The organism is Bacillus sp. FSL R5-0422, from assembly GCF_038610765.1.
GTDB classification, from domain to species: Bacteria; Bacillota; Bacilli; order Bacillales; family Bacillaceae; genus Bacillus; species Bacillus pumilus_O.
On the sequence record NZ_CP152014.1, the window covers coordinates 2,977,089 to 3,001,114 of the forward strand.

The following is a 24,026-nucleotide window of genomic DNA, read 5'->3' on the forward strand; positions in this document are numbered from 1 at the left end:
AGGTCACAATGTTTTATATTGAGGGATCAATTGACTCCCTTAATAACTCTTTTGCGGCTCCTTCGTCTGTGACGAGAACCGTTCGGCGGGGTTTTTTGAAATAAGCTTCAATGGCCCCTGCCTTTGATGATCCACCTGCAACAGCAATGATGTGTGGAATGCTTTCTAAATCATCTAGCTGCATGCCGACGGAGTGCACTTTGTGGACGACCTCACCATCACGGTTAAAGTAATAGCCAAAGGCCTCTGTCACTGCGTCATGCTCATCAATCTTTTTTAAATCTTCAGCTGGTGTGTTTCGTCTCATCGCCATTGTTTTTGCTTCACCGATTCCATGAATGAGCATCGTGGATGATTTAATCGTTTGAAGCACTTCTTTGACGGACGGCTCTTCGATAATGGAAGAGTAAGCACCTTCTGACAACTGTCCTGGAACAAACAGCAGTTTGTAAGTACCGGAAGCTTTTTCAGCCATGTGGGCACAAATGGTGTTTGCCTGATTTTTTACATTCTCCCCAAGACCGCCTCTTGCAGGGACAAACATCATGTCTCTGTTTTTAGCATCAGGGGTCATCATTTCGGCAACGGCTTCCATCGTCGTTCCGCCAGTGACGGCGACGATATTATTTCCAGTAAACCTTTTTTTCATACATTGCACAGCAGCTCTTCCCATCTCTTGCTTCACCCACGGGGATTCATCACTGTCACCAGAAACGATCATGACTTCTTCTAGGCCTAACTTCCTCTTTAATGTATTTTCCAAAAAGGTTAAACCTAAAACGTCCTTCATCATTCCTTCAAGCATTTCAAGCAAAGCGTGACCTTCACTCGTCAGCATCATGCCGCTCGTTTTGACATCCAGCAGATTTTGCTCTTTTAAAAACTGAACTTCAGCTCTTAAGATGCGTTCACTGAGACCTAGACTCGTCGCAAGGCTTCTGCGACCGATTGGTTCAGCTAACCTGATGTATTGCAAAATGTCGTAGCGTTTTTGCATAACTGTGAGAAGATCTGGCAATAATTTTTTTTGAGCTTCCAATAAACGATTCATGGCTAACGACCCTTTCTTTTCACGTTGGACTAAAAACGTCCCACTGTGACAAAAAACGTCCCGCCACAGCCAAAAAAAATCAATCCCTGCTTTCTTTAATTATTTTAACAGGATAATCTTGCATTTTCAACTCCTACAAACACATTTAGACAAAAAATAGACACATTTTCACCGATAACCTGCTTGTCATCAAGGTTCTTGCTATGATATTTCTTTTCAAAATATTTTATTTTCTTCTATATTGAATGAATTCATCCATGAAAGTGTGCATGCGTATGAGGTCCGCATGCACATTTTTTATATAGTCGGTCTTTTATGTTTTTGGAATTCCTTCCTCTTCGGCGAAACGCTTTGCCTCTTCCTTCGGTTTGATTTTGAGATTATAAATGATGTAGCAGGCGGCCATAAACGGTACGCCGCAATAAAGGCCAATTCGCTGATCCTCAATAAAGAATAAGCTGATAAGCACGATGCCAAAGGCGATGAAGCCTGCTAGTGGGACAAATGGATAGAGCGGTGTACGGAAGACGAGATCCTTTACATCTCCACCGTCTTTTATGAATTGTTTTCTAAAGAAATATTGAGACAAACAAATGGACATCCACACGACAACAAGAACCATTCCAGAAATTGAAATAAGCCACACATACACCGTTTTTGGTGCCACGACACTTGTAAGCAGAGATAGAGCAGATACACCCATTGTCACCAATAATGCATTGATCGGGATTTTACGCTTGGACAGTTTTTTCGTAAAGCCGGGGCCTTTTCCGTCCTTTGAAAGTGACCAGAGCATACGTGATGATGCATACAATCCAGAGTTTGCTACAGATAAGACCGCTGTGATGATAATAAAATTCATGATATCTGCAGCATATGGGATGCCGACCTTGTCCAGCACGACCACAAACGGACTGTCGACAGCGCCTGCTGTCTGCCATGGAAGAAGTGCGGCTAGAACCGCAATGGATAAAACGAAAAAGACCATTGTTCTCCAAATAATGTTTCGTATTGATCGAGGCAATGTTTTTTCAGGGCTTTCACTCTCCCCTGCTGCGATCCCTACAAGTTCCGTTCCTTGAAAGGAGAAATTGACCGTGACCATGGTTAATAAAATAGCAAAAACACCATTAGGAAATAGTCCGCCATGATCCGTCAAATGATGAAATAAAGGGGCTGGTTCTCCGCCTTTCAAATGAATCATTCCGAAAATTGCGCCAATTCCGATGATAATAAACAATAGGATGGCCGCAACCTTAATGGCTGAAAACCAAAACTCCGTTTCAGCGAAGCTGCGAGCAGAGATGGCATTCACGGCAAATAATATGACGCTAAATGCTAGACACCAAAGCCAAACCGGGATATCTGGAAACCACCTTTGGAGCAATATGCCTGCTGATGTAAACTCCAGACCAATTGTACACGCCCAGCTAAACCAATACAGCCAGCCAATCATAAAACCTGTGGACGGGCCAATATATTTGGTTGCATATTCCTGAAAGGAACCGGCTGTCGGCATCGCCACTGCTAATTCTCCAAGACACAGCATGACCAAATACATTAAAAATCCGCCAATGATAAACGATAGAATGGCTCCCCCTGGTCCTGCCTGATGGATAATCAGTCCTGATCCAAGGAAAAGACCCGTACCGATGACGCCGCCTAGGGCAATCATAAAGAGATGTCTGCTTTTCATGGAACGCTCTAATTCATTATGCTGTTCTTGCATCAAATCCACTTCCCCACTTTCTCTCTTCTATTCAGCATCCTTTGACAAAATTCGCTGTTTGTTGAAAAAGAAAGGGAGAAAGTGAAGCCTCCTCCCCCTTTGCCATTTAAGCTTGAAACAATGCTTCAATATGACCAATCGCCCAGTCTAAATCTTCTTTTGAAATGGTCAGCGGTGGTGCAAAACGGATGACGGTTTCATGGGTTTCCTTACATAACAAACCTGCTTGTTTTAGCTTTTCACAATAAGGTCTAGCTGCCTCTGTCAGCTCCATGCCTATAAATAGTCCGCGTCCACGCACTTCTTTGATCATAGGACTTTGAATGCGTGACAATTTGTCTTTGAAGTATTCACCCAGCTCCATAGAGCGTGCTGCAAGTTTTTCGTCGATTAAGACATCCAGTGCAGCAAGCGACACCGCACATGCAAGTGGATTTCCACCAAAAGTAGACCCATGAGAACCGGGGTTAAACACACCTAAAATATCACGGTTTGCTACGACACATGAGATTGGGAATACTCCGCCGCCTAAAGCCTTCCCAAGAATCAGCATATCTGGCTCAATGTCTTCCCAATCACAAGCAAACATCTTACCTGTTCGTGCTAATCCCACTTGAATTTCATCTGCAATGAACAGCACATGTTCTTGTTCACAAAGCGCTTTTGCATCTTTCAAGAATCCTTCTGGCGGCATGACAATACCTGCTTCACCTTGAATCGGTTCAATGAGGAAAGCCGCTGTCTGTGGTGTGATTGCTTCACGTAACGCTTCAATATCTCCGTAAGGAATCAGCTTAATTCCAGGAAGCATTGGACCGAAACCTCTTTGATATTCTGCTTCTGAGGAAAGAGACACAGCCGTCATCGTTCTCCCATGGAAATTGCCAACACACGCAATGATTTCTGCACGGTTCTCTTCGATACCCTTTACATCATAGCCCCAGCGTCTTGCGGCTTTTATGGCTGTTTCTACAGCCTCAGCACCTGTATTCATTGGGAGTGCCATGTCTTTATTCGTCAGTTTGCAAATTTTCTCATACCAAGGGCCAAGCTGATCATTATGAAAGGCTCTCGACGTGAGTGTCACACGGTCTGCCTGTTTTTTTAGCGCTTCAATGATGCGGGGGTGGCGATGTCCTTGGTTCACTGCAGAATACGCACTTAGCATATCCATATATCGATTGCCTTCAGGGTCTGTCACCCACACTCCCTCAGCCTCTGAAATGACAATTGGCAGTGGATGATAGTTTGCCGCACCATATTGTTCTGTTTGTTGAATCAATTCTTTTGTCTGTGTCATCATCTATTCCTCCTTCTATCAGGTAGCTTCTTTCATTTGGATACATCTTCATCCATATGTTATGCAAGGATCGTGCCAACTTTCTGACCGCTTGATCATAAGGATCTATCTCACTCATTGAGCAAAATTTCTTTGCATACGCCAAATTTTTTAGAGGAAACCGCAAAATTTTTCATGTAAAATAGAAGTAACGTCAGGAGGTGGCGCAAGTGAAAAAAGATCTGCATACCGCAAAGCTTGAAAATGAGATTGATTTATATAAACAAATGCTCGATTTAATTGATGTCGGTGTTCATGCAATTGATGAGAATGGACATACGGTTGTTTATAATAAAAAAATGATGGAGATTGAGTCTTTAAAACGCTCTGATGTTCTCCATAAAAATGTACTCGATTTCTTCGCCTTTCAAGATGAAATGCACAGTACACTTGTCCAAGCGCTGCGTACTGGGAAACAAACCGTACATGCCAAGCAGACGTATCATAATTACAATGGAAAAGAAATTACAACGATTAACCATACATATCCGCTCGTTCGAGACGGTCTCATTCAAGGGGCTGTTGAAATTTCGAATGATGTCACCAAGCTGGAACGACTGATTCATCACAATATGAAGAAAAAAGGAAGCACTCGCTTTACCTTCGAATCCATTATTGGACAAAGCCCTGCATTTTTAGAGGTGATTGAGCATGCGAAACGAGCGACACGCACCTCTTCTTATGTGCTCATTGTTGGCGAAACAGGGACTGGGAAAGAACTGTTTGCTCAAAGCATTCATAATGGCAGCAGCCGGTCATCTGGACCATTTATTACCCAAAATTGTGCGGCACTGCCTGATAATCTGATTGAAAGTCTACTTTTTGGTACACAAAAAGGGGCTTTTACGGGAGCAGCTGATCAACCTGGCTTATTTGAGCAGGCGCAAGGAGGAACCTTGCTTTTAGATGAGATCAACTCATTAAATCCTCATCTTCAAGCAAAACTACTGCGCGTCTTACAGGAGAAACGCGTGAGAAGGCTTGGCAGCACAAAGGAAATCGCTGTTGATGTAAGAGTGATTGCCAATATGAACGAGGACCCTGTGGATGCCATCGCAGGTGGACGCATGCGTAAAGATTTATTTTATCGTCTCGGTATTGTCACCTTATTTATTCCGCCGCTTTCTGAACGAAAAGAGGACATTCCTACGTTTGTGAATCATTTTATTCAAAAATATAATGAGCTGTTTCAAATGAAGGTGAAGGCAGCTGATGAAGAGGTACTTGCCCTTTTTCAGGCGTATGATTGGCCAGGCAATGTAAGAGAACTGGAGCATGTGATTGAGGCGGGGATGAATATGATGATGGATGAAGACAAATTAAGTATGCATCACCTTCCCTATCATTTTCGATTTAAGCAAATGGAAGGCCATCCTCCCGCGCAATTGCAAACAAATTCTTTGCAGCAAACCGTAGCTGCTGACACCTTTGTCTATACAAGCCCTGAACAAACGACTGATTTTCAAACCCAAATGGAACGATTCGAAAAACAATACATCGTCCATTACTTAGAAAAAATGGACGATAATATTTCACAGACTGCAAAGTTATTGGGCATGAGCAGGCAAAGTCTGCAATATCGAATGAAAAAGCTACATATTTCTCGTCAATAAGAGAGCTGTGCCATCATTCGGCACAGCTTATTGTGTATCTGACTGTTCTGCTGGTTTTTGTAGCACATCACCGAGCAAGGTTTCTACATTTTTCAAATGCGTAAGCATCGCTTTCTCTGCTTCTTCTGGCTGCCTGGCCATGACGGCTTTGTAAATTTGTTCATGTTCTTCGTAAAGCTTCCGAATCGAGGCTTTCGTTGAGAATAACACGACTTTTCTCGTTTCCCGCATCGTTTCGACTAACAAGGTTGAGACTTGATTCATTAACACCTTTAATATGTCATTCTTCGAGGCTTTGGCTAATGCAAGATGGAAGGTGAGATCTGCCTCTTCACCAATTTCTTCACGGGCTTCTGCTTGCTTCATTTGTTCGAGTGCATCACGCAGCTGATGAAGGTCATCGTCCGTCCGAAGCAGCGCCGCCTTTTTGACAGCACCTGTTTCAATAATGGTTCTCACTTCAAGGAGCTGTCTGACATCATGCTGCTTCATTAAAAATGCAGGAGATAAAGAAAATGCGAGCTGTTCCGGATCGAACTGCTTCACATATGTGCCCTCCCCTTGTTTCATTTCTATTAATCCGATTGCCTTGAGAGCAGACAGCGCCTCTCTCACAGCGGAACGGCTGACTTGAAAGCTTTCTGAAAGCGCTTGAACCGAATCTAATTTTTCTCCCGGAAGAAGCTCACCAGTACGAATGGATTCGATTAATGCATCCGCAATTTCTTCGTATATTTTTTTGGTTTTGATTTGTTTATATTTCAATTGGTCTCACCTCATCACTGTTGTCTACCCTTATCGGCTCATGCCCTATCTTATACTTTACCCCAAAATTTCCGTTCACACGTCTCCCCGATTTAATTTTCAAAAAATCTTCTGCGTACCTCGCTTAAAACTAAAAAAAGCACCTGCCATGTTTCTGGCAAGTACTTCATTTTAATCATAGCGCTTCCGCAGTGTAGATGATGGAAGATTCATTTGTTCACGATATTTCGCAATGGTTCTGCGCGACACTCGGATGCCAAAGGTTTGCTGTAGCTGCGTCATCATTTGCTGATCTGAATACGGTTTTTTCTTATTTTCCGTTTGGATCAGCTCTGCGATGTACGTCTTGACTGTATAGCTAGATGCCTCTTCCAGCGAGAGTCCTTCTAGCTTTGCTTGGAAAAATTGTTTCATTTCCATGAGACCATAAGGGGTTTGCACCATTTTCCCTTTCACCGTTCGGCTGACTGTGGACTCATGCACTTGCAAGATATCTGCGATCCGCTTCATCGTAAGCGGTTTCATTTTATGTTTCCCTGTAAGGAAAAAATCTGTCTGGTGTAAGATAATCTCACGAACGACATGGGTCATCGTTTGTTTTCTTTGCTTCAGCGCTTGGACAAGCCAATTGTACTGCTGCTCTTTTTCCTTTAGATACACATAGGCTTCATGCCGCTTTCGTTCTTGAATCATGGCGAAGTATCCTTCATTCATTTCAACATCTGGGAAAGCGCGCTGATTCAGCTCAAATGTAATGTGATCCTGCACGACAGTAATCGTCACATCTGGCTCTATATACATATGGTCTTCTTCGTATGAGAAATGGATGCCTGGTCTTGGTTCAAGCTGCGACACCTCATCTTGTACTGCTTGTAGTGTTTTCATGGAAATGCCTGTTTTCGCCGCGATTTCCTTCCAGGCTTTTCTTGCAAAGAGAAAAAAGTGCTCATCGATGATCAGCTCGGCTTCGTACCAGCGTTCCTTTTTTCTTCTTAGCTGTAGCAGGATGCATTCTTGTAATGATCTCGCCCCAATACCAGCAGGCTCTAGCGATTGAAGCTGATGAAGGACGGCTTCTACTTCTTCAGCTGACACCTTTAAGACAGCTGCCATTTCGTCAACCGGTTCATTTAAATAGCCGTTGGAATCAATGGACTCGATCATAAAATGAAAGATCCTTTGATTCTTTTCATTTAGATTTAAATCAATGGCTTGTTTCTTTAAATACATTTGCAGGCTTTCTTTTTGATGCGTTCGATACGGCTCTGTCATTCGGTCTTGAGATTTTTTATGATAAACTGGTTGATAGCTGTCCGTGTCTTTCCGCTCAATCAGAGGGTTCTCAAGCGCTAACTGGTCAAGATACTCGCCAAGCTCAGTGCTATTCAGCTGGAGCAATGTAATGGCCTGCCTGAGTTCTTGTGTGAGCACCTGCTTTAAAACTTGTTCTTGTTGCAGATTAAGGCTCATTGTCTCCCCTCCCTCTCATCATTTTACATGAAGATTGACGGACCGTATATACGAAATAGGAGTGATTCCCATGTCTGAACTTTTTTCCGTTCCATACTTTGTTGACAACTTGAAACAGCACATCGCCATGAATCAAAATGAAGATAAAATTCATGCAATGAATGCCTATTACCGCTCAGTGGTGTCAACACTTGTACAAGATCAGCTGACCAAAAACGCTGTGGTTTTGAAGCGTATTCAGCATCTTGATGAGGCGTATCAAAAGGTGAAAAAAGAAAGTGAATGATTGAATAAGAACACCCTTTGTCATAATGGCAAAGGGTGTTTTTCTTTTGCGAAAAGCTTCTGATCAAGCCTTGATTTGTACATCATCAAAAAGCCAGACCGTCCAACTGTATAGATGATAAAGGAAAACCATAAACCATGATTGTGCCAAATAGGCGTAACTGCTGCTTGAACAACGATAAACAAGACCATCGCAAACAGCATCGAATTTCTGACAGGGGCAATTTCTGTTGCACCTGTAAATACGCCGTATATGACCAAACCGAAACAAGCGGCAAACGGATAGAGAACGAGCCAGTCTGCATAGCCTAATGTCACATCTAGAAGACGCGGAAGATTTGTAAACAAGCCCAAGATCGGCTCTTTTAAGATAAAATAAACCGACGCAATGAGGCATGCCATAACAAGTGCCCACTGCCTTGAGAGGGTTAAAGTTCTCTCATAAAGGGTGCGGTCATTTGCTCCAACTGATCTGCCCACAAGGATGCTGGATGCATTGGCAAAACCATCGAACAAATAAGCCATGATGTAGTGAATTTGAAATAAGATAGCATTGGCCGCCAGCATCTCTGTTCCAAAAGAGGCTCCTTTTGCTGTAAACATGTTAATCACGACGAGCAGACAAATCGTTCGAATAAACAAATCTTTATTCACATGAAACATTTTCTGCACTGCCTGTGTATCCATGATTTTCTTAATAGACGGCATTTGGAACCCGTTTTTTGAATGCTTCATGATGATCCATGCGCCTAGCACAAAGGCGGTTAATTCAGATATCAATGTCGCAGCCGCCACCCCTTTGACTGCAAACGAAAACACATGAACAAGCAGAAGGGCAAGGACCATATTCATGACATTGATCAAGATTTGTAAAGAGAGAGCTTCTTTCATTTTTGCCATCCCCATCAGCCAGCCTAATATCACATAATTCATCAAGGTAAACGGCGCACCCCAAATCCGAATATGAAAGTAATCTGCTGCAAATTGCCGAACATCCGCAGCGGGAGAGATCACGAGAAAAGCAGATTGAATAATAGGCCATTGCAGAGCAATAAAACAAAGGCCGACAATGATGGCGATTAAAAAGGGTCTTAGAAAAGCAAGTACGCCCTGCTCTTCACTCTGCGCCCCGTTTGCCTGAGCGGCAAAAGCAGATGTACTCACCCGCAAAAAACCAAAGAGCCAATAGAGTGTACTGAAAATAAGACTGCCAACCGCGACGCCTCCAATATAGGCGGGATTGGCAAGCTGACCGACAACAGCTGTATCAACAGCTCCAAGTAATGGAGTTGTCATCGTTGAGATGGTTAAAGGAATGGCTAAAGCTAAATACGCTCGATGGTTCACGATGCCACCTGCCTTTCATGAAAAATAGCCTCTTCTAAAAGAGGCATTGCTGAAATAAAGAATTATCGAATCGGTCTACCAATCGTTCGGGACAAAGGATGGTCTGCGAGCATTGCATCTCTCATTTTTTGCACCGCTTTCTCTTCTGATGAAAAGAAATCATCCTTTGATTGAAATTGAGCAACAAGTTCACCTTGATCCAATATCGCCAATTGATCACTTAAGTGATAGGCTGCCGTCATATCATGTGTAATAAATAAGTAAGCGACACCTAGTTCCTTCTTTAATTCTACTAATAAATCTAAAATGACACCCTGTGTGACCATGTCTAGACTGCTGACGGATTCATCCAGTACGACGAGCTTTGGCTGCAGCAATAAGGCTCTAGCAATGTTGATCCTTTGCAGCTGACCACCGCTGAATTGATGCGGATATTTAGACAAATCCTTTTCACTGAGCCCGACTCTTTCCAGCCAATGGATGAGCACGCTTCTACGTTCTTTTCGGCTCATGGTTTCATAGTTTTCAAGCGGCTCGGATAAAATTTGTTCGACTGTCCACCTTGGATTGACCGCCGAGTACGAATCTTGAAACACCGCTTGCACATGCCGGCGATAATGTTTGCGTGTTCGTTGATCTGCACAATAAATATCCTGCCCTTCAAAGAGAACCTGACCGGCTTTTGGCTTCTCTAGACCAAGTATGATACGGCCTAGCGTGCTTTTCCCTGCGCCGCTTTGCCCCAGCAATCCGACGCACGTGCCTTCTTCAATGATTAAATCGACGCTGTTTAAAACTTGGTCTGCGCCTTTTTTTCTCATCAGAAACGACCGGTTGTTGTATGAATGACTAACTGCTTTCACTTCTAATAAATGCAAGGGTCTTCTCACCTCAAATCGGGCAAACAGCTGGGATGGATGGACGAGCTGCTAATAGTTTCTTTGTATAATCATGCTTTGGGTTTTCAAAAAGCTCCAGCACTTCTGCTTTCTCTACCATTTCTCCCTGCCTCATGACAACAACCTGATCTGCCATTTCTGCAATGACGCCAAGGTCGTGAGTAATGAGCAAAATGGCGGTTCCATACTCATGACGAATGTGGTTCAGATGCTCCAGCACCAGTTTCTGCGTGTGTACATCTAAAGCAGTTGTTGGTTCATCTGCTATGAGGAGAGGCGGGTGCATACAGGCAGCCATGGCAATCATGACACGTTGCAGCATGCCGCCGCTTAGTTCAAAAGGATACTTGTTTAATAGCTTGTCTGGCTGTGGCAGATTCATCTGCGCTAACGCATCCATCGCCTTCGCTTTTGCCTGCCTTTTACTAACAGTGGTATGCCGGCGGATGGTTTCAATCAGCTGATGACCGATCGTCCACACTGGCGTAAAGCTGTTCATTGGATTTTGCATAATATACGAGATGTCCTTACCCCGAATAGAACGCATAGCCCTTTCACTCATATCGATCAATTCTCGTCCTTGTAATGTGATGCTGCCAGTAACATCCGTTGTTTTCCGGTCAAGCATATGTAAGATCGACATACTTGTCACTGTTTTGCCGCAGCCGCTCTCACCTATTAATCCAACGATTTGACCACGCCCTACTTCAAACGATACGTCCTGAATAAGAGAGGTTGTCCCATGAGGCGTTTTCGTCTGCACATGCAGGTTCTCTATTTGTAAAATGGACTCTTGCACATTGATCATTCCTTTACACTCGGCGTTTGATACCATATTTCTCTGAAAGGGCTTCTCCTAGTAAATTAAAAAGAACGACGACAGCCATGATGACAAGACCTGGATACAGCATCAACTGCGGATTCGTTTGAATATACGATTTTCCTTCATGTATCATCGCTCCCCATTCTGGCATAGGAGGCTGAACGCCTAATCCGAGAAAGGACATTGCTGAAATGTCCATAATCGCCCAGCCCATTTCAAGTGTGCCAATGACAGCGAGTGGCGGCAAGACATTTGGAATCATATGCTTTCTCATGATATTCCAGTGGGATGTCCCGCTAATTTTCGCCGCGGCAATAAAGTTCTGTTCCTTTAAACTGAGTACCATTCCTCTGAAGACGCGAGCATAGTATACCCATTGTACAAGCATCAAAGCCAGCACAACTTGAGAAAGTCCAGGACCGAAGATGCCGACTAGTCCGAGGATCAGCACTAGGTTCGGGAATGCCATGATCCCGTCGCAGATTCTCATTAAGACGTGATCGATCCAGCCGCCTTTATAACCTGACAACAACCCAACGATTAACCCAATCAATAAAGAAGAGAGAAAGATTAATAACGCACAGCCTAGTGAAACACGGGCACCATATAAAATTCGTGATAAATTGCATCGGCCTAATTGATCTGTCCCAAGAGGATACTCCCACGATGACCCCTTTAGCTTCATCGCTAGATTGACAGCCGCCGGATCATGCGGGGCAATCCACGGTGCACATATTGTGACAATCAGCAATAGACCAAGGAGCACCACGCAGATCGAGATCATCTTTTGATGAGAGAAGAGATATTTTCCTTTTGTCATCATGACTGGCGGCCTTCCTTTCTGGAAATACGGGGGTCAATGATCAGCTGAAGTAAGTCCACAATCAAGCTGCTCAAGATAAAGATACATGCTGCCATGAGGACATAGAATTGAATGACCGGCAGATCCCGATTAAAGATCGCTTCAATAAAGAAGCGCCCAAACCCTGGCCATGAAAAAACTGCCTCGACGATAATGGTTCCTGTGAGCAGCTTGCCAAGATTTACCCCAAGCCCTGTCAGCATTGGCGATATCGCAATTCTCAATACATGCTTGAACATGATCGACCGTTCCTTTAATCCTCTGATTCTCGCATATTGAACAAACGGCTCTTGCAGCGCCTCACTCACACTTGATCGTAAGAGCCTTGTATACATCGCAATTAAAGGGACGGCCAGTGTGACCGACGGCAGGATGAGATGCGCCCATGTTCCGACCCCTTCAACCGGTAGAAGATCGAGCTTCACTGAAAAAAAGAAGATGAGCAAATACCCCAAGACAAACGTCGGGATAGATGCTCCTAAGAAAGAAACGAGCCGGCTCACATGATCAACAATCCCATTTTTCCTCATGCCGCTGAAAAAGCCGAGTGGAATGCTGACACAGATAGCAATCAGTAGACTAGTTAGCGCCAATTGAATTGTCGCTGGTATTCTATAGATTACCTCATGAAGCACAGGCTGGTTAGACATATATGACTTACCAAAATCAAGATGAATGACTTTTTCAATGGTGTGAAGATATTGCATATAAAACGGTTGGTCTAATCCAAATTCACTTCGTTTTTGTGCTAATATTTCATCCGTTGGCTGGATATGAGCCGCTGCTAAATATGCCTCCGCCGGGTCAACTGGAGAAAGGTGAATCATACCAGTCGTGAAAAGAGTGGCTAATAAAAATACAGGGATGATTGATAGCATGCGTTTGACGATATAGCGGCCCATTTCCTAACCTTCCTTCTATTACTTCAGCTTAATACCTGTGAATGGATGTTCATCGCGATTTGCTGGGAACTCAAAGTCCTTCACATTTTTTTGATAAACGGCTGTCTTTTTAAAATAAGAGATTGGCACAATCGCTCCTTGATCCTGTAATGAAGATAAGACAGACGAATAAAGTGCTTTTCGTTTGTTTTCATTGGTTGTTGATGGAATTTCGCTCATTTCTTTGATCAGCTTGTCCTTATTTGGATAGGCTGAGATGGCTTCTTTGAATCCAAAACCATCTGATGAGACGACGTTCATAAATGTATGCGGATCATATGGCGCTCCGTAGTTGCTAAAGAAGTTCATATCAAACTTGTTGGCTTTAAAGCGCTGCACCTGTGTTGCCAGCTCCACACCTTCAAGTTTGACGCCAACACCGATGGCACCCCATTCTGCTTGAAGCGTCTCCGCCATCGCTTTTTGAATTGATTCTGCTGAATCATACATCATACTAAATTCAAGCGTTTTTCCATCTTTTTCACGAACGGTTTTTCCTTTTGGAAGTGTCCAGCCTGCTTCATCCAGCAATGCTTTCGCTTTGTCTACATCATATTGGAACGACTTCACCTTAATATCGGATGTGTAAGGCATGTTGGTCGGCAATATGTGATCTGCTTCATCCTCTAAGCCAGAGGTGACACCTTCTACCATTGATTTCTTATTGATCGCATATTGAAGGGCGTGTCGCACTTTCTCATCTGACAGCTGATCGACTTTTGTGTTCATGACAAGCTGTCTCGTTGCTACAGGCTCTGACATTTTTGTTTCATACTTGCCGCTTGCCTCTAACTGTTTGTAGGCATCTAAGCTAATGGTTCCTTCTCCATAAAGGACATCTACATCACCTTTTTCAAATGCCATAACTCTCGTTTCCGCATCTGGGATGACCTTGACTTTGATTTCTTTGACCTTTGGTTTTTCTCCCCAATAATGATCATTCCGTTCAAAAATAGCATAGTCATCTTTTTGATATGTTTTTAATACCCAAGGGCCTGTCCCTACAGGCTTTTCAATTCCTTTTGATGTATCTCCGTTTTTAGGGAAGCCTGCTTCGCCTAGAAAACGAACCGGGCGGACAACGGCTAATTCTTGAACAGTTGGATAATATGGCTCTGTTAATGTGAGTTTAAACGTTTTCTTGTCTACTGCTTCTGTTTTTTTAATTTTTTTTATCACACCTAACCAGCTATGTATATCCTTGTTTTTCAAGATGGAATCAAAGTTCTTTTTCACAATGTTTGCATTAAACTCAGATCCATCTGAAAATGTCACTTTGTCTCTTAGATGGAACGTGTACACCTTGCCATCCTTTGACACATCCCATGATTTCGCTAATTCAGGTTTTAGCTTTCCATTCTTTTGATAGCTAACCAATGGCTCGTAAATCATTGATTGCGCGAACAATTGTGATGGGTTGTATACGTGCGGATTCATTTCGCCAATATCTCTCGGCCAGGCCATCGTGATCATGTCAGGATGATCCTTATCTCCACCTGCTCCATTGTTTGCTTGAGAGCAGCCTACTAATAAAAAGATAAGCAGGAAAGGGATGACTGTATTTATTTTAATTTTCGGAAAAAAATGGCTCCAAATCGACATAAGATGTTCCTCCTAATTGATTCTGATAATCATTTTCATTTTAAGGAGGAAGGTCCTCGTTGTCAATATCATATTTAAATCGAATTGACAATACTTATTCCTATTTATCCCACTAAATGGTGAATTTGATAAAAAGAGAGGCAGGCTGCTTACGAGTGAGCAGCCTGTGAAGAGGGGATTGTTTTTTCTCGCAGGGCATGACGAAGTATGTCAATGATACGATCCTGTTCAGCTTCTGTCATACTTGTTCCAGAGGGGAGACAAAGCCCTGTTTCAAATAACAACTCAGATACGGGAGTGCCTTTCGCAGCCGAATAAAAGAGGCAATCACGAAAGAGCGGCTGCTGGTGCAGCGGCTTCCATACACGCCTTGCTTCGATCTGTTCTTTTTCTAGTGCAGCAATGATGTCCACTGGAGATGTTTGCTTTTCACAATCAATAGTCAATGTCGTTAGCCAACGGTTAGACTTGGTGTTTTGATATTCTGGCATGAAATAAAGACCTTCTACTTTAGATAATGCATCATGGTACCGCTTGAAAATGTGGCGCTTTTGTTCAACACGCTCGTCCAATATTTCCATTTGAGCGATCCCGACGCCTGCTAGTAGGTTGCTCATACGATAGTTATATCCTATCTCTTGATGCTCATAATGCATCGCGCGCTCTCTAGCCTGCGAAGCGAGAAAGCGGCAGCGTTCGATCGCAGCTTCATCATCACTCACAAGCATTCCGCCGCCTGATGTTGTAATGATTTTATTTCCATTAAACGAATAGACACCGAACCTGCCCATTGAGCCGCTTTTTTCTCCTTTATATAGAGCGCCTAACGATTCAGCCGCATCCTCAATGACTGGTACATCGTATGCTTCACACAACGCCATGATCTCGTCCATTTTTGCGCTTTGTCCATATAAATGCACGACTATGACTGCACGTGGTCTTTTTCCGAGTCGTTTTGATTCCTCAAAGGCTTTCTCTAAAGCAAGCGGGCACATATTCCATGTATCTATTTCAGAATCAATAAAAACGGGTGTCGCTTGTTCATATAAAATTGGATTTGCAGTTGCCACAAATGTGAGGGTGGAACAAAAGACCATGTCTCCTTTTTGAACACCAATAAGCTTTAATGCGAGGTGAATGGCTGCTGTTCCAGAAGATAAAGCCGCTCCTGCCTTCACTCCTGCATAGTGCGCAACTGCCTGCTCAAATTCATTCACAAGAGGTCCCAGCGGTGCAATCCAGTTGCTCTTGAAGGCTTCCTCTATTTTCAAATACTCTTTTCCGCTCATATGTGGAGGTGATAAGTAAATTCGTTTCCTTTCTTTCATCATTTCCCACCCTCTCTCCGATCTTTGATTTCTCTTGCAGGTATGCCTACAGCGACTTTCTGATCGTGTATATCTCTTGTGACTGTGGCTCCTGCGCCAATGATTGTCCAGCTTCCGATCGATGTCCCGGGAATCACAACAGCACCTGCCCCTATATGTGTACCCTTTCGTACAGACACACAGCCAGTTAACACTGCTCCCGGTGACAGATGCACAAACGATTCGAGTATACAGTCATGCTCTACGATTGATCCTGTGTTGATAATCGCATGTTCACCGATTGCTGCATCTGCTTGAACGACTGCCGTTGCCATCACGACAGCTCCCCTTCCAATGATCGCTGATGGACTTACGACCGCCCGTGGATGGATGAGTGTGGCAAATGCCGTGTTTCCAAAAGCGAGGCGTTCCTTTACTAACTGTCTGCTCTCATTTTGTCCAATCGCAATCAGCCATTTCATATGCGGTATTGTCTCTCTCAGCTCTTGACTCATAGAGATCGGTCCATACAAGATACTGCTTTTAGTCGTAGTTTCTTCAAATTGATCATCTAATACAGCGCATAATGAGTAATCGGGATGGGCAGCAATCATTTCTTGAATGACTTTGCTATGCCCACCAGCACCAATTAAACCAATCGGTTGCTCTTTACATATCGGTTCCTTTGAATTTTTCAGCTGTGGCATGATGCGGCTGCTGCACCCCCTCTGTTTTGATCACTTTCAGCAAGGTCATCCATAAAATTTTCATATCAAGCCAAAATGATTGATGCTCGACATACCAGAGGTCATAGGTGAATTTCTCCTCCCAGGAGATCGTGTTCCTTCCATTCACCTGTGCCCATCCAGTAATGCCAGGCTTGACAAGATGGCGCCTTGCTTGCTCCTCTGTATACATTGGCAAATACTCCATCAAAAGCGGCCTTGGTCCAACGAGACTAAGCTCTCCTTTTAGGACATTGACTAGCTGCGGCAATTCATCAAGACTGAGCTTGCGAATCAAGGCGCCGGTTTTTGTTAATCGAAGATGATCTGGCAGGAGCACCCCATGCTCGTCGCGTTCATCGGTCATCGTCCGAAATTTATACAGCATAAATGGCCGGCCATATAGACCAGGCCGCTTCTGCCGAAACAACACAGGCGTCCCAATTTTCCACCGAATCAGTCCATACAGCAGAAGAAAAAGAAGACTGCCTGCGATGAGCAGCGTCAATGCCACCATCACATCTAACATTCTTTTCATCATGAAATCTCCTTATCTCACTAGCGGGAAACAGCTTGTTTCACCTTACTCACCAGCTGCTGCCGCTCTCGTTTTGTTTCTGCAAATTGATACAAGTAGCCCAAATAAAGAAAGAAACAAAAACCGCCAATACAAAACAGCTCCCACCATGAGGTCACGTCATAAATTGCTTGAATTCCTGCACAGACGCCCCAAATCATGAGCGCTCCTGCAAGTGGAACGATTGTATGTTTATAAAAGATGGTCCGTTTCTGTTTCGTGATGCGGGCCGTATAAAATGGCAGAAACACGATATTTTTGATCAATAAAACAATCGCTCCCGCTGATGCAATGCCATATAAACCAAGCTGAAGCATATGAGTCAATCCATAGGCAAAAAGCACATTGGATACACCTAATATGAGCGTGACCACCGCCGGAACCTTCAATCGATTAAAAGCGGTGGGTACATATGTCAGCGGTAAAAACATCAAGGTCAAGCATAAATAAGCAGCATGAATCATGAGAAGCCATTTCAGCTCTTCAAAGGCAGGTCCAAGCCATAAAAGCATGAGTGGACCGGCAAGTCCTCCGAGCAGAGCGGCTGGAAACGCGACAAATAATCCGCTCCACTTAATGGCACTGGCTGCATATTGGATGAGACCTTCTTCATCTTGATTCGAGTAAAATTTCGTAATCGTTGGGGCAAACACAACCGCCAATGTTCCTGCGAGTGTGCGTAATAGTAATGGAAATTGTAATATCGCCGCATACTGTCCCGTCGCTTCCGCTCCAATGAGCAGATTCGTCATCAATAAATCAATCTGTAGAAATAGTAAAATTCCCATTTGCTCAAAAGAATGCCAGACCCCTGATCGAACAAGTGTGAGACTAGAAGATAGTGAAACGTGCCGCCACTTAAACGAAAACCAAGGGATGAGTTTTTTAAAATAATAGATACCTATTCCCATAGCCGCCAAGCTTCCTATCACAGCCGCAAGTGGAATATGCCAGATGGCGGGTGCCGTCCATGTAAACAGCATCACAATCATCAGTGCCCTCAAAAACATTTGAATGGTCTGACCAATACTTGATACATACAACTTATTCGCATAAAACGGCGCAGCCCCAATGCCCGACATGACAAAATTGAGCATAAATAAAAGACCCCCTAATATAAAGGCGGTCTGTGTATCCTTTGCGAGATCATCAGGCACATGAAGCCACTCTACTAATTGGCGGGACATGAACAGACAAAACAGAAACAGACTGATCGATAAAAAAACAGAACTGACGAAATAAGATGAGAGATAGCGCTGCGCCTTCTCGATTTCCCCTTTATGAGCCGCCACAGAAAAAAAGCGCACCACAACAGCACTTAATGAAGCCGTGATAACCGATAAATAGTTGATCATATTTTGCGTCAGATGGATTAAGCCGAATGCTTCAACTCCAAGTGTATGAACGATGTACGGCGTTAAACAAACAGACATTAGCATCATCAAGACAAACGTCATGATGTTTGCACTGGCGTTGTAAAGAAATGCTCGATTCATTTTAATTTCACGCAGCGTGTAAAAGCCCTCATCCAGCTTCCTCTCCCTTTTGGCCGCTCGTTTTCATTAGCTGATGAATTGCCTCTTTCACAGACGCCTCACTCGGTTCTTTCAATAGCGTCAAAAAAGGAAGATGTGCCACCCATTCATACCCTTCCATCACCTTATGATCAAACGACCTGAGGACAACACACGGTGTTTTTGTAATCGCACAAAAAATCATACCGTGAAGCCGATCTGTGACGACGACCTGCGCCTTACGTAACTCTGTCCATAACGCAGATAATTCATCTAGGCGAGTCGTTCGATCAACTCGTTTGCCAATTGTCGTTGTAATCAAACCGACTGGATCATACGTCTCTTGAATATGCTGCTTTAGCTGCTGCCGCTCCTTTTCAGTGAGATACGCTTCCTTATCCTCTCGCAAACAAAGTAGAACCCCTTCACGTTTTGGTTCCTTAGTCGATTCATCTAATGTCAGCACCATATCAGGCTGTTTCCATACATCTTGATCAGGGAAGTGCTGTTTCATCCAAGTGTAGGTTGTTTGATCTCTTGCCATGAGAAGCAGCCTTGGATGGTGTTTGTATGTTTGAATGGCGCGGCGTTCCTCTCTTTTCCCTCTCTTTGTTTCTGTAAAATGGACAGTTGCCGGCAATTGAATCACGGGGTAGGACTTGAAGGTTTTCATGATAAATTGTCTCGTCCATTCTTCATAACGGTATAAGTCTCCCATATTGCCCCCACCGATGATACAAACGATGTCCTCTGGATGCCGCATACGCTTTAACGGACGGGCGAGGCGATAGATCTCTTTCATGTCCACTTCCATGATATCGTAGGCAGGAAAGTGCTCTTTTAAAAAACAATAACTCGCATAGGCAATGGCATGATCGCCTAAATTATCATGCCCTGGCAGCAGCATGAGAATGATTTTCTTCTGATGACTTCGCTCTGGCAGGCTTTGGCGGCTTAGTCGGTATTCAAGTGGATATTTCACCTTTAAGAGCAGCCACTCTGCGGCGTGCGCCTTCAATTGCTGCAATGTCAATCTCATCACCCCTATTTCCTTGTTTGATATTCGATCCATTTTTGATAGCTAGAAGCGGCGGCAGATAGTGGATAGACCAGCCGGCACTTCGCAAGGAATAAAATCATTCGCTTTCGAGCGGTCAGCTTCGATGGTTCCACTTGTTTGACAGCATCCTGAAAAGCCTCGTGTGTCACCATTTCCCGCATGTGATCAAGTTTTTCCCGAAGAGAGAGTGCATTTTGGCTCTTCCATTCGTTGAGCATACAATGAAGGGTATGATTGACAATAAAAAAATCAAGTGCCTTCTCATACAAAGAGATGTCATCATATTCTGTCAAAAACAAGCGCTGCGCATGATAAAAAGTGAGTCCATGATGAAAATACTGCTTCTGATATCGTTGCACAATAGAAGACAGATGGACCCGGTAGTAATAAAGAGGTTCATGAACAAAGGCAATGCCGCGTGATAAAGAAAAACAGCGCAGCGTCACATATTGATCTTCTATGTTCTCAAGTTCCCCCCTCAGCGGAAATCGGATGTCGTGTTCTTCGATAAAGGCACGCCGATACAGCTTATTCCATGAGAACCCCGTGATGTCTCCGTGCAATAACGCTTCAATTAAACTTGTTTTTTCGGCTGATCGCTCGGCTAACAGCGTCGTTGGTATGGTTCGCTTTGACTGTTCAAATTGAATCCAGTATTCACTGATTACTAGATCTGCACCGGTCATTTTAGCTTTTTCATATAAGGCTTCGCAGTAATGTGGTGCGAGAACATCATCTGAATCAATAAAGGCAATATACGTGCCCTTTGCTTCTTCGATGCCCCGGTTTCTCACAGCGCCTAACCCTTGATTGGTTTGATGAATGACCCGAAACCGCTGATCTTCCGCAGCAAATGCTTCAAGATATTCTCCGCTACGATCTGTAGATCCATCATTCACGAGAATGACCTCAATATCTGAAAAACTTTGATCTACAATTGATTGAAGGCATTGCTCCAAATATTGACTCGTATTGTAGACTGCGACCAATAGACTGATAGCTGGCATGACAACATGCTCCACCTTTCTTAAAATCTACTTTGTAAATATCGTCCTATACGGCAACACAGATGAATCGAACGGCATCAGCATGATGCTGTACAGAATATAGCAAACAGCAATCCCTACATAGATAAAGACATTAGACCGCTGATCAAAAATACGTGTGAAATATGGCAGTAAAATAAGCTGATACAAACCAAAATAGATATGAAATCTCGCATAAATGACATCTTTTGTTGCAAGGATGCCAAACAAAAAACCGAGCAAACAAAAATTCACAACGTAATCACTCTCTGGCGTCAGCTCACGAAGCCGTTTTCGATAAAAGAAGGCAAGCAAAAGCGGCAAAATCAACACACCAATTTTTGTCACATTCATTCCATTTGTATTCGTTGTGAGCCATTCCTCGTAATGCCCATACGAACTGCCCTGTAGCATCACGACAAACACGGAAACAAAGCGGTCATAAAGAGCGGTTAACCCTAAGAAAATCATGCATAAGACAAGCATCATCCACGACCACGATTTAGTTCTCACGATAAAATACACAGGAATCATGATAAGAGCCGATGAATGAAACAAGGAACATACGAGGACAAGCGGAAAATACAATTTCCACTGACCATTGATCACAAGACGGATGGCATAAAAAAGAATCGCCGCCACCATATATTGACGCATGCCATTAAAGGAAGCGTAATAATGAAAGGTGCCGAGAAAAAGCAGCATACTTAGCTCAAAGGGACGGCCATATTGAATGAGCGTCTTGATGATAAAAAAATAGGTGATCGCCCCAACCGAGATATACATAATTTGCGGATCATGGGTCAGTTGATTGAGCATCCATAAAATAAACGTAAATCCTGGGTCAGTGGCCGCCTTATCCACACCAAATCCGAAGATATGCCAAGGCTTTTCATAATTGACGGAGAACTCATACATCTGTCCATACGTGACAAAATCGGTTCCTACTTTGTACCGAATACCAGCGACAATACAAAGAAACAAAAACGGAAATAACACGAGAATCTTGTTAGGTCGCCATCCGCTTTGAATGGTATCATCTCGCCTGCCGTAAAATGCAGCAAAGCTCGACCATAAATAGACCATGATCATGTTCACCAAATATACCGCCATCTGCCATTCCTTCCTTACAGTCCATATCCATTCATCACACGTGTGATGTTCTGTTTGACATCAAATCCTCTTTGTTCAAGCTGGGACGCAATGGTCTCTTGAAGAGGCGGCTCTGCATGATACGCTTCAAGCACCGCCTTCATCCATTCATGCCCGGAATCCCGAAGCGACATTCTTTTCACAAGACCGCAGCCTAAATCTACTTCCTCTGTAATATGATCTGAAATCACACAAGGCAATCCAGATGCCTGTGCTTCCACTAAAACGAGCGGAAGTCCTTCAAACAAGGAAGGCATGACAAAAACATCAAATGCTTTCATATATTCTGGAACGTCTGATACGACGCCTGTAAAGACAATGTCGTCTAACAAGCCGGCCTTGTCCGCATACGATTCAACCACCTGCCTCAGCGGTCCATCCCCTACAAGGACAAGCTGAAATGAGACTCCCTGCTTCTTTAAGGTCTGTGCCAGTTCCATAAAAAAAACGTGATTTTTTTGTTCATGAAAGCGGCCAATATGACCTATCACCATGCTCTTTTCGTGAAGACCTAGCTGCTTCTTGATCTTCACCTTTTCTTCTGGATCAGGCTGAAAGAAAAGGGATAAATCAATCCCATTCGGCAGCACCTCAACCTGTCCATTCTTCATTTTTTTCTGACCAAATAAAAAGGCACCGGCATCCTCACCGCATGCAACAAGCTTTGTAGAAAATGCAAAAATCAGCCGGCGAAATCCTTTGAGCATCATATGGTCTATCCCATTTGGCGACTGTTTCCAAGCAGTATTATGCGAATGACAAATACGTACCTTCACACCCGCCAATTTCGCAGCAAGGGCAGAGAAGCCTGTTTGAAAATCTGTATGTGCATGCACTGCTTGATACGGTCCTGTTCGCTTGATTGTCTTTGTCAAAGTTCTGACAAATGCCAAAGGGGAGGAAGCTCCAATACTCGGGACATAAAAAATACGTCCACCGAGTTTCTGAATTTCCTCATCATAATCACAGACATCCTTCCGGTGGGTAATAAAGTCAAATTGAAGGACATTTCGATCGAGTGCACGATAGATGTTCATGATCATCGTTTCAGCTCCGCCGCGGTTCATCCCGCCCACAATATGAAGGACACGCTTTGGCTCACTCATCCCGAATCGGCCTCCTTTTCAACAAAGACGCCTCTAGCTTCCGCTGGTGATAAAATTTCATGATCTTCGGTGATAAACAGGCACGGACCACCGGCTTTAGCGCAAACAAATAATGAACCGGCGACAATTTTAATAACCAGCATGCTTTTAAAACGAGCCAAGCATTATCTATCGAATATTGAAACTTACGACGATGAAAAGCCGCTTCATCCTCTCTTACAAGGTATAACGGCTCTTGTAAATTAAAGCCTTTTCTCCCCGCAGCAAAAAAACGAATCCACAGATCGATATCTTCCATCCGCCTCGTTGTTTTCACAGAGCGATATCCATTTAAATCCTTGTACGCAGCAGCTCTCATCATAATGGTTCCATGACAAAAAGGCGTTCCTCTTGCCAGCACTTTTCGATCAGGCGCTGAAATCAGTGCACGTACACCTTTTGTACCCGATTCATCAAACACGGTCATCGCCGTCCCAACCACATCATATTCAGAATGTGATTCAAGGAAATGCACCTGTTTTTCTAAACGATCAGGTACTGATATATCGTCGCCATCCTGCCTTGCAATCAAGTCTCCCCTCGCTTCAGCTAGACAGCGATTCAGACTGGCAGCGAGCCTTTGATTATGCTCATTGCGGATAAGGCGAATTCTTTCAGGGTCTCGTTTTGTATAAGACAGCACTTTTTCATAAGTGCCGTCTGTTGATGCGTCATCACATATGATGAACTCCCAGTTGTCATATGTTTGCTGAAGAATGGATTCAATACTTTCTTCTACTGTGTCTTGGCAATTGTAGACGCCCATGATGATAGACACCTTTGGCTTACGCATGC

22 protein-coding genes are annotated in these 24,026 nt (G+C 43.7%); 2 read left to right on the forward strand and 20 right to left on the reverse strand.

The window, feature by feature from the left end; all coding sequences use genetic code 11:
* Positions 1-13: 13 nt before the first annotated feature.
* From MKX52_RS15360 to MKX52_RS15370, 3 genes are all read right to left on the reverse strand, one after another.
* Positions 14-1,051: a sugar-binding transcriptional regulator gene (locus MKX52_RS15360; RefSeq protein ID WP_012011305.1), complete on the reverse strand. Its 1,038-nt coding sequence runs from the start codon at positions 1,049-1,051 to the stop codon at positions 14-16.
* 313 nt (positions 1,052-1,364) lie between these two features.
* Positions 1,365-2,780 (reverse strand): amino acid permease, encoded by a 1,416-nt coding sequence (locus MKX52_RS15365; RefSeq protein ID WP_342490978.1) that lies wholly within the window; start codon positions 2,778-2,780, stop codon positions 1,365-1,367.
* Positions 2,781-2,886: 106 nt separating this feature from the next.
* The gene (locus MKX52_RS15370) at positions 2,887-4,080 is read right to left on the reverse strand and encodes an ornithine--oxo-acid transaminase (RefSeq protein WP_144457057.1); all 1,194 of its coding nucleotides are present in this window, start codon (positions 4,078-4,080) and stop codon (positions 2,887-2,889) included.
* Between the two features lie 209 nt (positions 4,081-4,289).
* Here MKX52_RS15370 and MKX52_RS15375 point away from each other — a divergent pair, with 209 nt between their 5' ends.
* On the forward strand, positions 4,290-5,732 hold the full coding sequence (locus MKX52_RS15375; RefSeq protein WP_342490979.1) for a sigma 54-interacting transcriptional regulator: 1,443 nt from the start codon (positions 4,290-4,292) through the stop codon (positions 5,730-5,732).
* A 27-nt stretch (positions 5,733-5,759) separates the two neighbouring features.
* Here MKX52_RS15375 and MKX52_RS15380 read toward each other — a convergent pair whose 3' ends face one another.
* Together MKX52_RS15380 and rpoN are read right to left on the reverse strand one after the other, a co-directional pair.
* The gene (locus MKX52_RS15380) at positions 5,760-6,497 is read right to left on the reverse strand and encodes a FadR/GntR family transcriptional regulator (RefSeq protein WP_119125390.1); all 738 of its coding nucleotides are present in this window, start codon (positions 6,495-6,497) and stop codon (positions 5,760-5,762) included.
* Between the two features lie 171 nt (positions 6,498-6,668).
* Entirely contained in the window at positions 6,669-7,967 is a 1,299-nt protein-coding gene (gene rpoN, locus MKX52_RS15385) for an RNA polymerase factor sigma-54 (protein WP_342490980.1), read from the reverse strand.
* 70 nt (positions 7,968-8,037) lie between these two features.
* Between rpoN and yvfG the strand changes: the two genes are divergently transcribed.
* Positions 8,038-8,253: a protein YvfG gene (gene yvfG / locus MKX52_RS15390; RefSeq protein ID WP_003213121.1), complete on the forward strand. Its 216-nt coding sequence runs from the start codon at positions 8,038-8,040 to the stop codon at positions 8,251-8,253.
* A gap of 20 nt (positions 8,254-8,273) precedes the next feature.
* On the opposite strand, the gene MKX52_RS15395 is transcribed toward yvfG, so the two are convergent.
* The 15 genes from MKX52_RS15395 to MKX52_RS15465 all read right to left on the reverse strand — a co-directional run bounded on the left by MKX52_RS15395 (position 8,274) and on the right by MKX52_RS15465 (position 24,024).
* A complete protein-coding gene (locus tag MKX52_RS15395) occupies positions 8,274-9,599 on the reverse strand; it encodes an MATE family efflux transporter (RefSeq protein WP_342490981.1) in 1,326 nt (441 codons plus the stop codon).
* Between the two features lie 62 nt (positions 9,600-9,661).
* Positions 9,662-10,477: a nickel import ATP-binding protein NikE gene (nikE, locus tag MKX52_RS15400; protein WP_342490982.1), complete on the reverse strand. Its 816-nt coding sequence runs from the start codon at positions 10,475-10,477 to the stop codon at positions 9,662-9,664.
* 13 nt (positions 10,478-10,490) lie between these two features.
* On the reverse strand, positions 10,491-11,306 hold the full coding sequence (locus tag MKX52_RS15405; RefSeq protein WP_342490983.1) for an ABC transporter ATP-binding protein: 816 nt from the start codon (positions 11,304-11,306) through the stop codon (positions 10,491-10,493).
* 4 nt (positions 11,307-11,310) lie between these two features.
* Positions 11,311-12,144, reverse strand: coding sequence for a nickel ABC transporter permease subunit NikC (gene nikC, locus MKX52_RS15410; RefSeq protein ID WP_216888895.1), 834 nt, complete (start codon positions 12,142-12,144; stop codon positions 11,311-11,313).
* A complete protein-coding gene (gene nikB / locus MKX52_RS15415) occupies positions 12,141-13,085 on the reverse strand; it encodes a nickel ABC transporter permease subunit NikB (protein WP_144471489.1) in 945 nt (314 codons plus the stop codon). The genes nikC and nikB overlap by 4 nt, the downstream gene beginning before the upstream one ends.
* A gap of 18 nt (positions 13,086-13,103) precedes the next feature.
* The gene (gene nikA, locus MKX52_RS15420) at positions 13,104-14,726 is read right to left on the reverse strand and encodes a nickel ABC transporter substrate-binding protein (protein ID WP_088001179.1); all 1,623 of its coding nucleotides are present in this window, start codon (positions 14,724-14,726) and stop codon (positions 13,104-13,106) included.
* 149 nt (positions 14,727-14,875) lie between these two features.
* Positions 14,876-16,054 (reverse strand): DegT/DnrJ/EryC1/StrS family aminotransferase, encoded by a 1,179-nt coding sequence (locus tag MKX52_RS15425; protein WP_088001302.1) that lies wholly within the window; start codon positions 16,052-16,054, stop codon positions 14,876-14,878.
* Positions 16,054-16,740, reverse strand: coding sequence for an acetyltransferase (locus MKX52_RS15430; protein ID WP_088001177.1), 687 nt, complete (start codon positions 16,738-16,740; stop codon positions 16,054-16,056). Before MKX52_RS15430 ends, MKX52_RS15425 begins: the two co-directional genes overlap by 1 nt.
* Positions 16,703-17,299, reverse strand: coding sequence for a sugar transferase (locus tag MKX52_RS15435; protein ID WP_041815933.1), 597 nt, complete (start codon positions 17,297-17,299; stop codon positions 16,703-16,705). Before MKX52_RS15435 ends, MKX52_RS15430 begins: the two co-directional genes overlap by 38 nt.
* Positions 17,300-17,316: 17 nt before the next feature.
* Positions 17,317-18,831 carry an MATE family efflux transporter gene (locus MKX52_RS15440; RefSeq protein WP_342490984.1) on the reverse strand — a complete coding sequence of 505 codons (1,515 nt, stop codon included), beginning with the start codon at positions 18,829-18,831 and terminating at the stop codon, positions 17,317-17,319.
* 28 nt (positions 18,832-18,859) lie between these two features.
* Positions 18,860-19,882: a polysaccharide pyruvyl transferase family protein gene (locus MKX52_RS15445; protein ID WP_342491897.1), complete on the reverse strand. Its 1,023-nt coding sequence runs from the start codon at positions 19,880-19,882 to the stop codon at positions 18,860-18,862.
* A gap of 11 nt (positions 19,883-19,893) precedes the next feature.
* Entirely contained in the window at positions 19,894-20,916 is a 1,023-nt protein-coding gene (locus tag MKX52_RS15450; RefSeq protein WP_342490985.1) for a glycosyltransferase, read from the reverse strand.
* A 27-nt stretch (positions 20,917-20,943) separates the two neighbouring features.
* Positions 20,944-22,047: an EpsG family protein gene (locus MKX52_RS15455; protein WP_144468272.1), complete on the reverse strand. Its 1,104-nt coding sequence runs from the start codon at positions 22,045-22,047 to the stop codon at positions 20,944-20,946.
* Between the two features lie 14 nt (positions 22,048-22,061).
* Positions 22,062-23,192 carry a glycosyltransferase family 1 protein gene (locus tag MKX52_RS15460; RefSeq protein ID WP_342490986.1) on the reverse strand — a complete coding sequence of 377 codons (1,131 nt, stop codon included), beginning with the start codon at positions 23,190-23,192 and terminating at the stop codon, positions 22,062-22,064.
* A complete protein-coding gene (locus MKX52_RS15465) occupies positions 23,185-24,024 on the reverse strand; it encodes a glycosyltransferase (RefSeq protein ID WP_224925312.1) in 840 nt (279 codons plus the stop codon). Before MKX52_RS15465 ends, MKX52_RS15460 begins: the two co-directional genes overlap by 8 nt.
* Between the last annotated feature and the right edge of the window lie 2 nt (positions 24,025-24,026).

What these genes read in the sequence shown, in the direction of transcription:
- rpoN (WP_342490980.1), bottom strand. Translation starts at nt 7,967, where the DNA reads ATGAGCCTTAATCTGCAACAAGAACAAGTTTTAAAGCAGGTGCTCACA.
- MKX52_RS15450 (WP_342490985.1), bottom strand. Translation starts at nt 20,916, where the DNA reads ATGCCAGCTATCAGTCTATTGGTCGCAGTCTACAATACGAGTCAATAT.
- MKX52_RS15365 (WP_342490978.1), bottom strand. Translation starts at nt 2,780, where the DNA reads ATGCAAGAACAGCATAATGAATTAGAGCGTTCCATGAAAAGCAGACAT.
- MKX52_RS15465 (WP_224925312.1), bottom strand. Translation starts at nt 24,024, where the DNA reads ATGCGTAAGCCAAAGGTGTCTATCATCATGGGCGTCTACAATTGCCAA.
- MKX52_RS15435 (WP_041815933.1), bottom strand. Translation starts at nt 17,299, where the DNA reads ATGATGAAAAGAATGTTAGATGTGATGGTGGCATTGACGCTGCTCATC.
- nikB (WP_144471489.1), bottom strand. Translation starts at nt 13,085, where the DNA reads ATGGGCCGCTATATCGTCAAACGCATGCTATCAATCATCCCTGTATTT.
- MKX52_RS15440 (WP_342490984.1), bottom strand. Translation starts at nt 18,831, where the DNA reads ATGAATCGAGCATTTCTTTACAACGCCAGTGCAAACATCATGACGTTT.
- MKX52_RS15405 (WP_342490983.1), bottom strand. Translation starts at nt 11,306, where the DNA reads ATGATCAATGTGCAAGAGTCCATTTTACAAATAGAGAACCTGCATGTG.
- yvfG (WP_003213121.1), top strand. Translation starts at nt 8,038, where the DNA reads ATGTCTGAACTTTTTTCCGTTCCATACTTTGTTGACAACTTGAAACAG.
- MKX52_RS15455 (WP_144468272.1), bottom strand. Translation starts at nt 22,047, where the DNA reads ATGGCGGTATATTTGGTGAACATGATCATGGTCTATTTATGGTCGAGC.
- nikC (WP_216888895.1), bottom strand. Translation starts at nt 12,144, where the DNA reads ATGATGACAAAAGGAAAATATCTCTTCTCTCATCAAAAGATGATCTCG.
- MKX52_RS15460 (WP_342490986.1), bottom strand. Translation starts at nt 23,192, where the DNA reads ATGAGTGAGCCAAAGCGTGTCCTTCATATTGTGGGCGGGATGAACCGC.
- MKX52_RS15425 (WP_088001302.1), bottom strand. Translation starts at nt 16,054, where the DNA reads ATGAAAGAAAGGAAACGAATTTACTTATCACCTCCACATATGAGCGGA.
- MKX52_RS15430 (WP_088001177.1), bottom strand. Translation starts at nt 16,740, where the DNA reads ATGCCACAGCTGAAAAATTCAAAGGAACCGATATGTAAAGAGCAACCG.
- MKX52_RS15360 (WP_012011305.1), bottom strand. Translation starts at nt 1,051, where the DNA reads ATGAATCGTTTATTGGAAGCTCAAAAAAAATTATTGCCAGATCTTCTC.
- MKX52_RS15370 (WP_144457057.1), bottom strand. Translation starts at nt 4,080, where the DNA reads ATGACACAGACAAAAGAATTGATTCAACAAACAGAACAATATGGTGCG.
- nikA (WP_088001179.1), bottom strand. Translation starts at nt 14,726, where the DNA reads ATGTCGATTTGGAGCCATTTTTTTCCGAAAATTAAAATAAATACAGTC.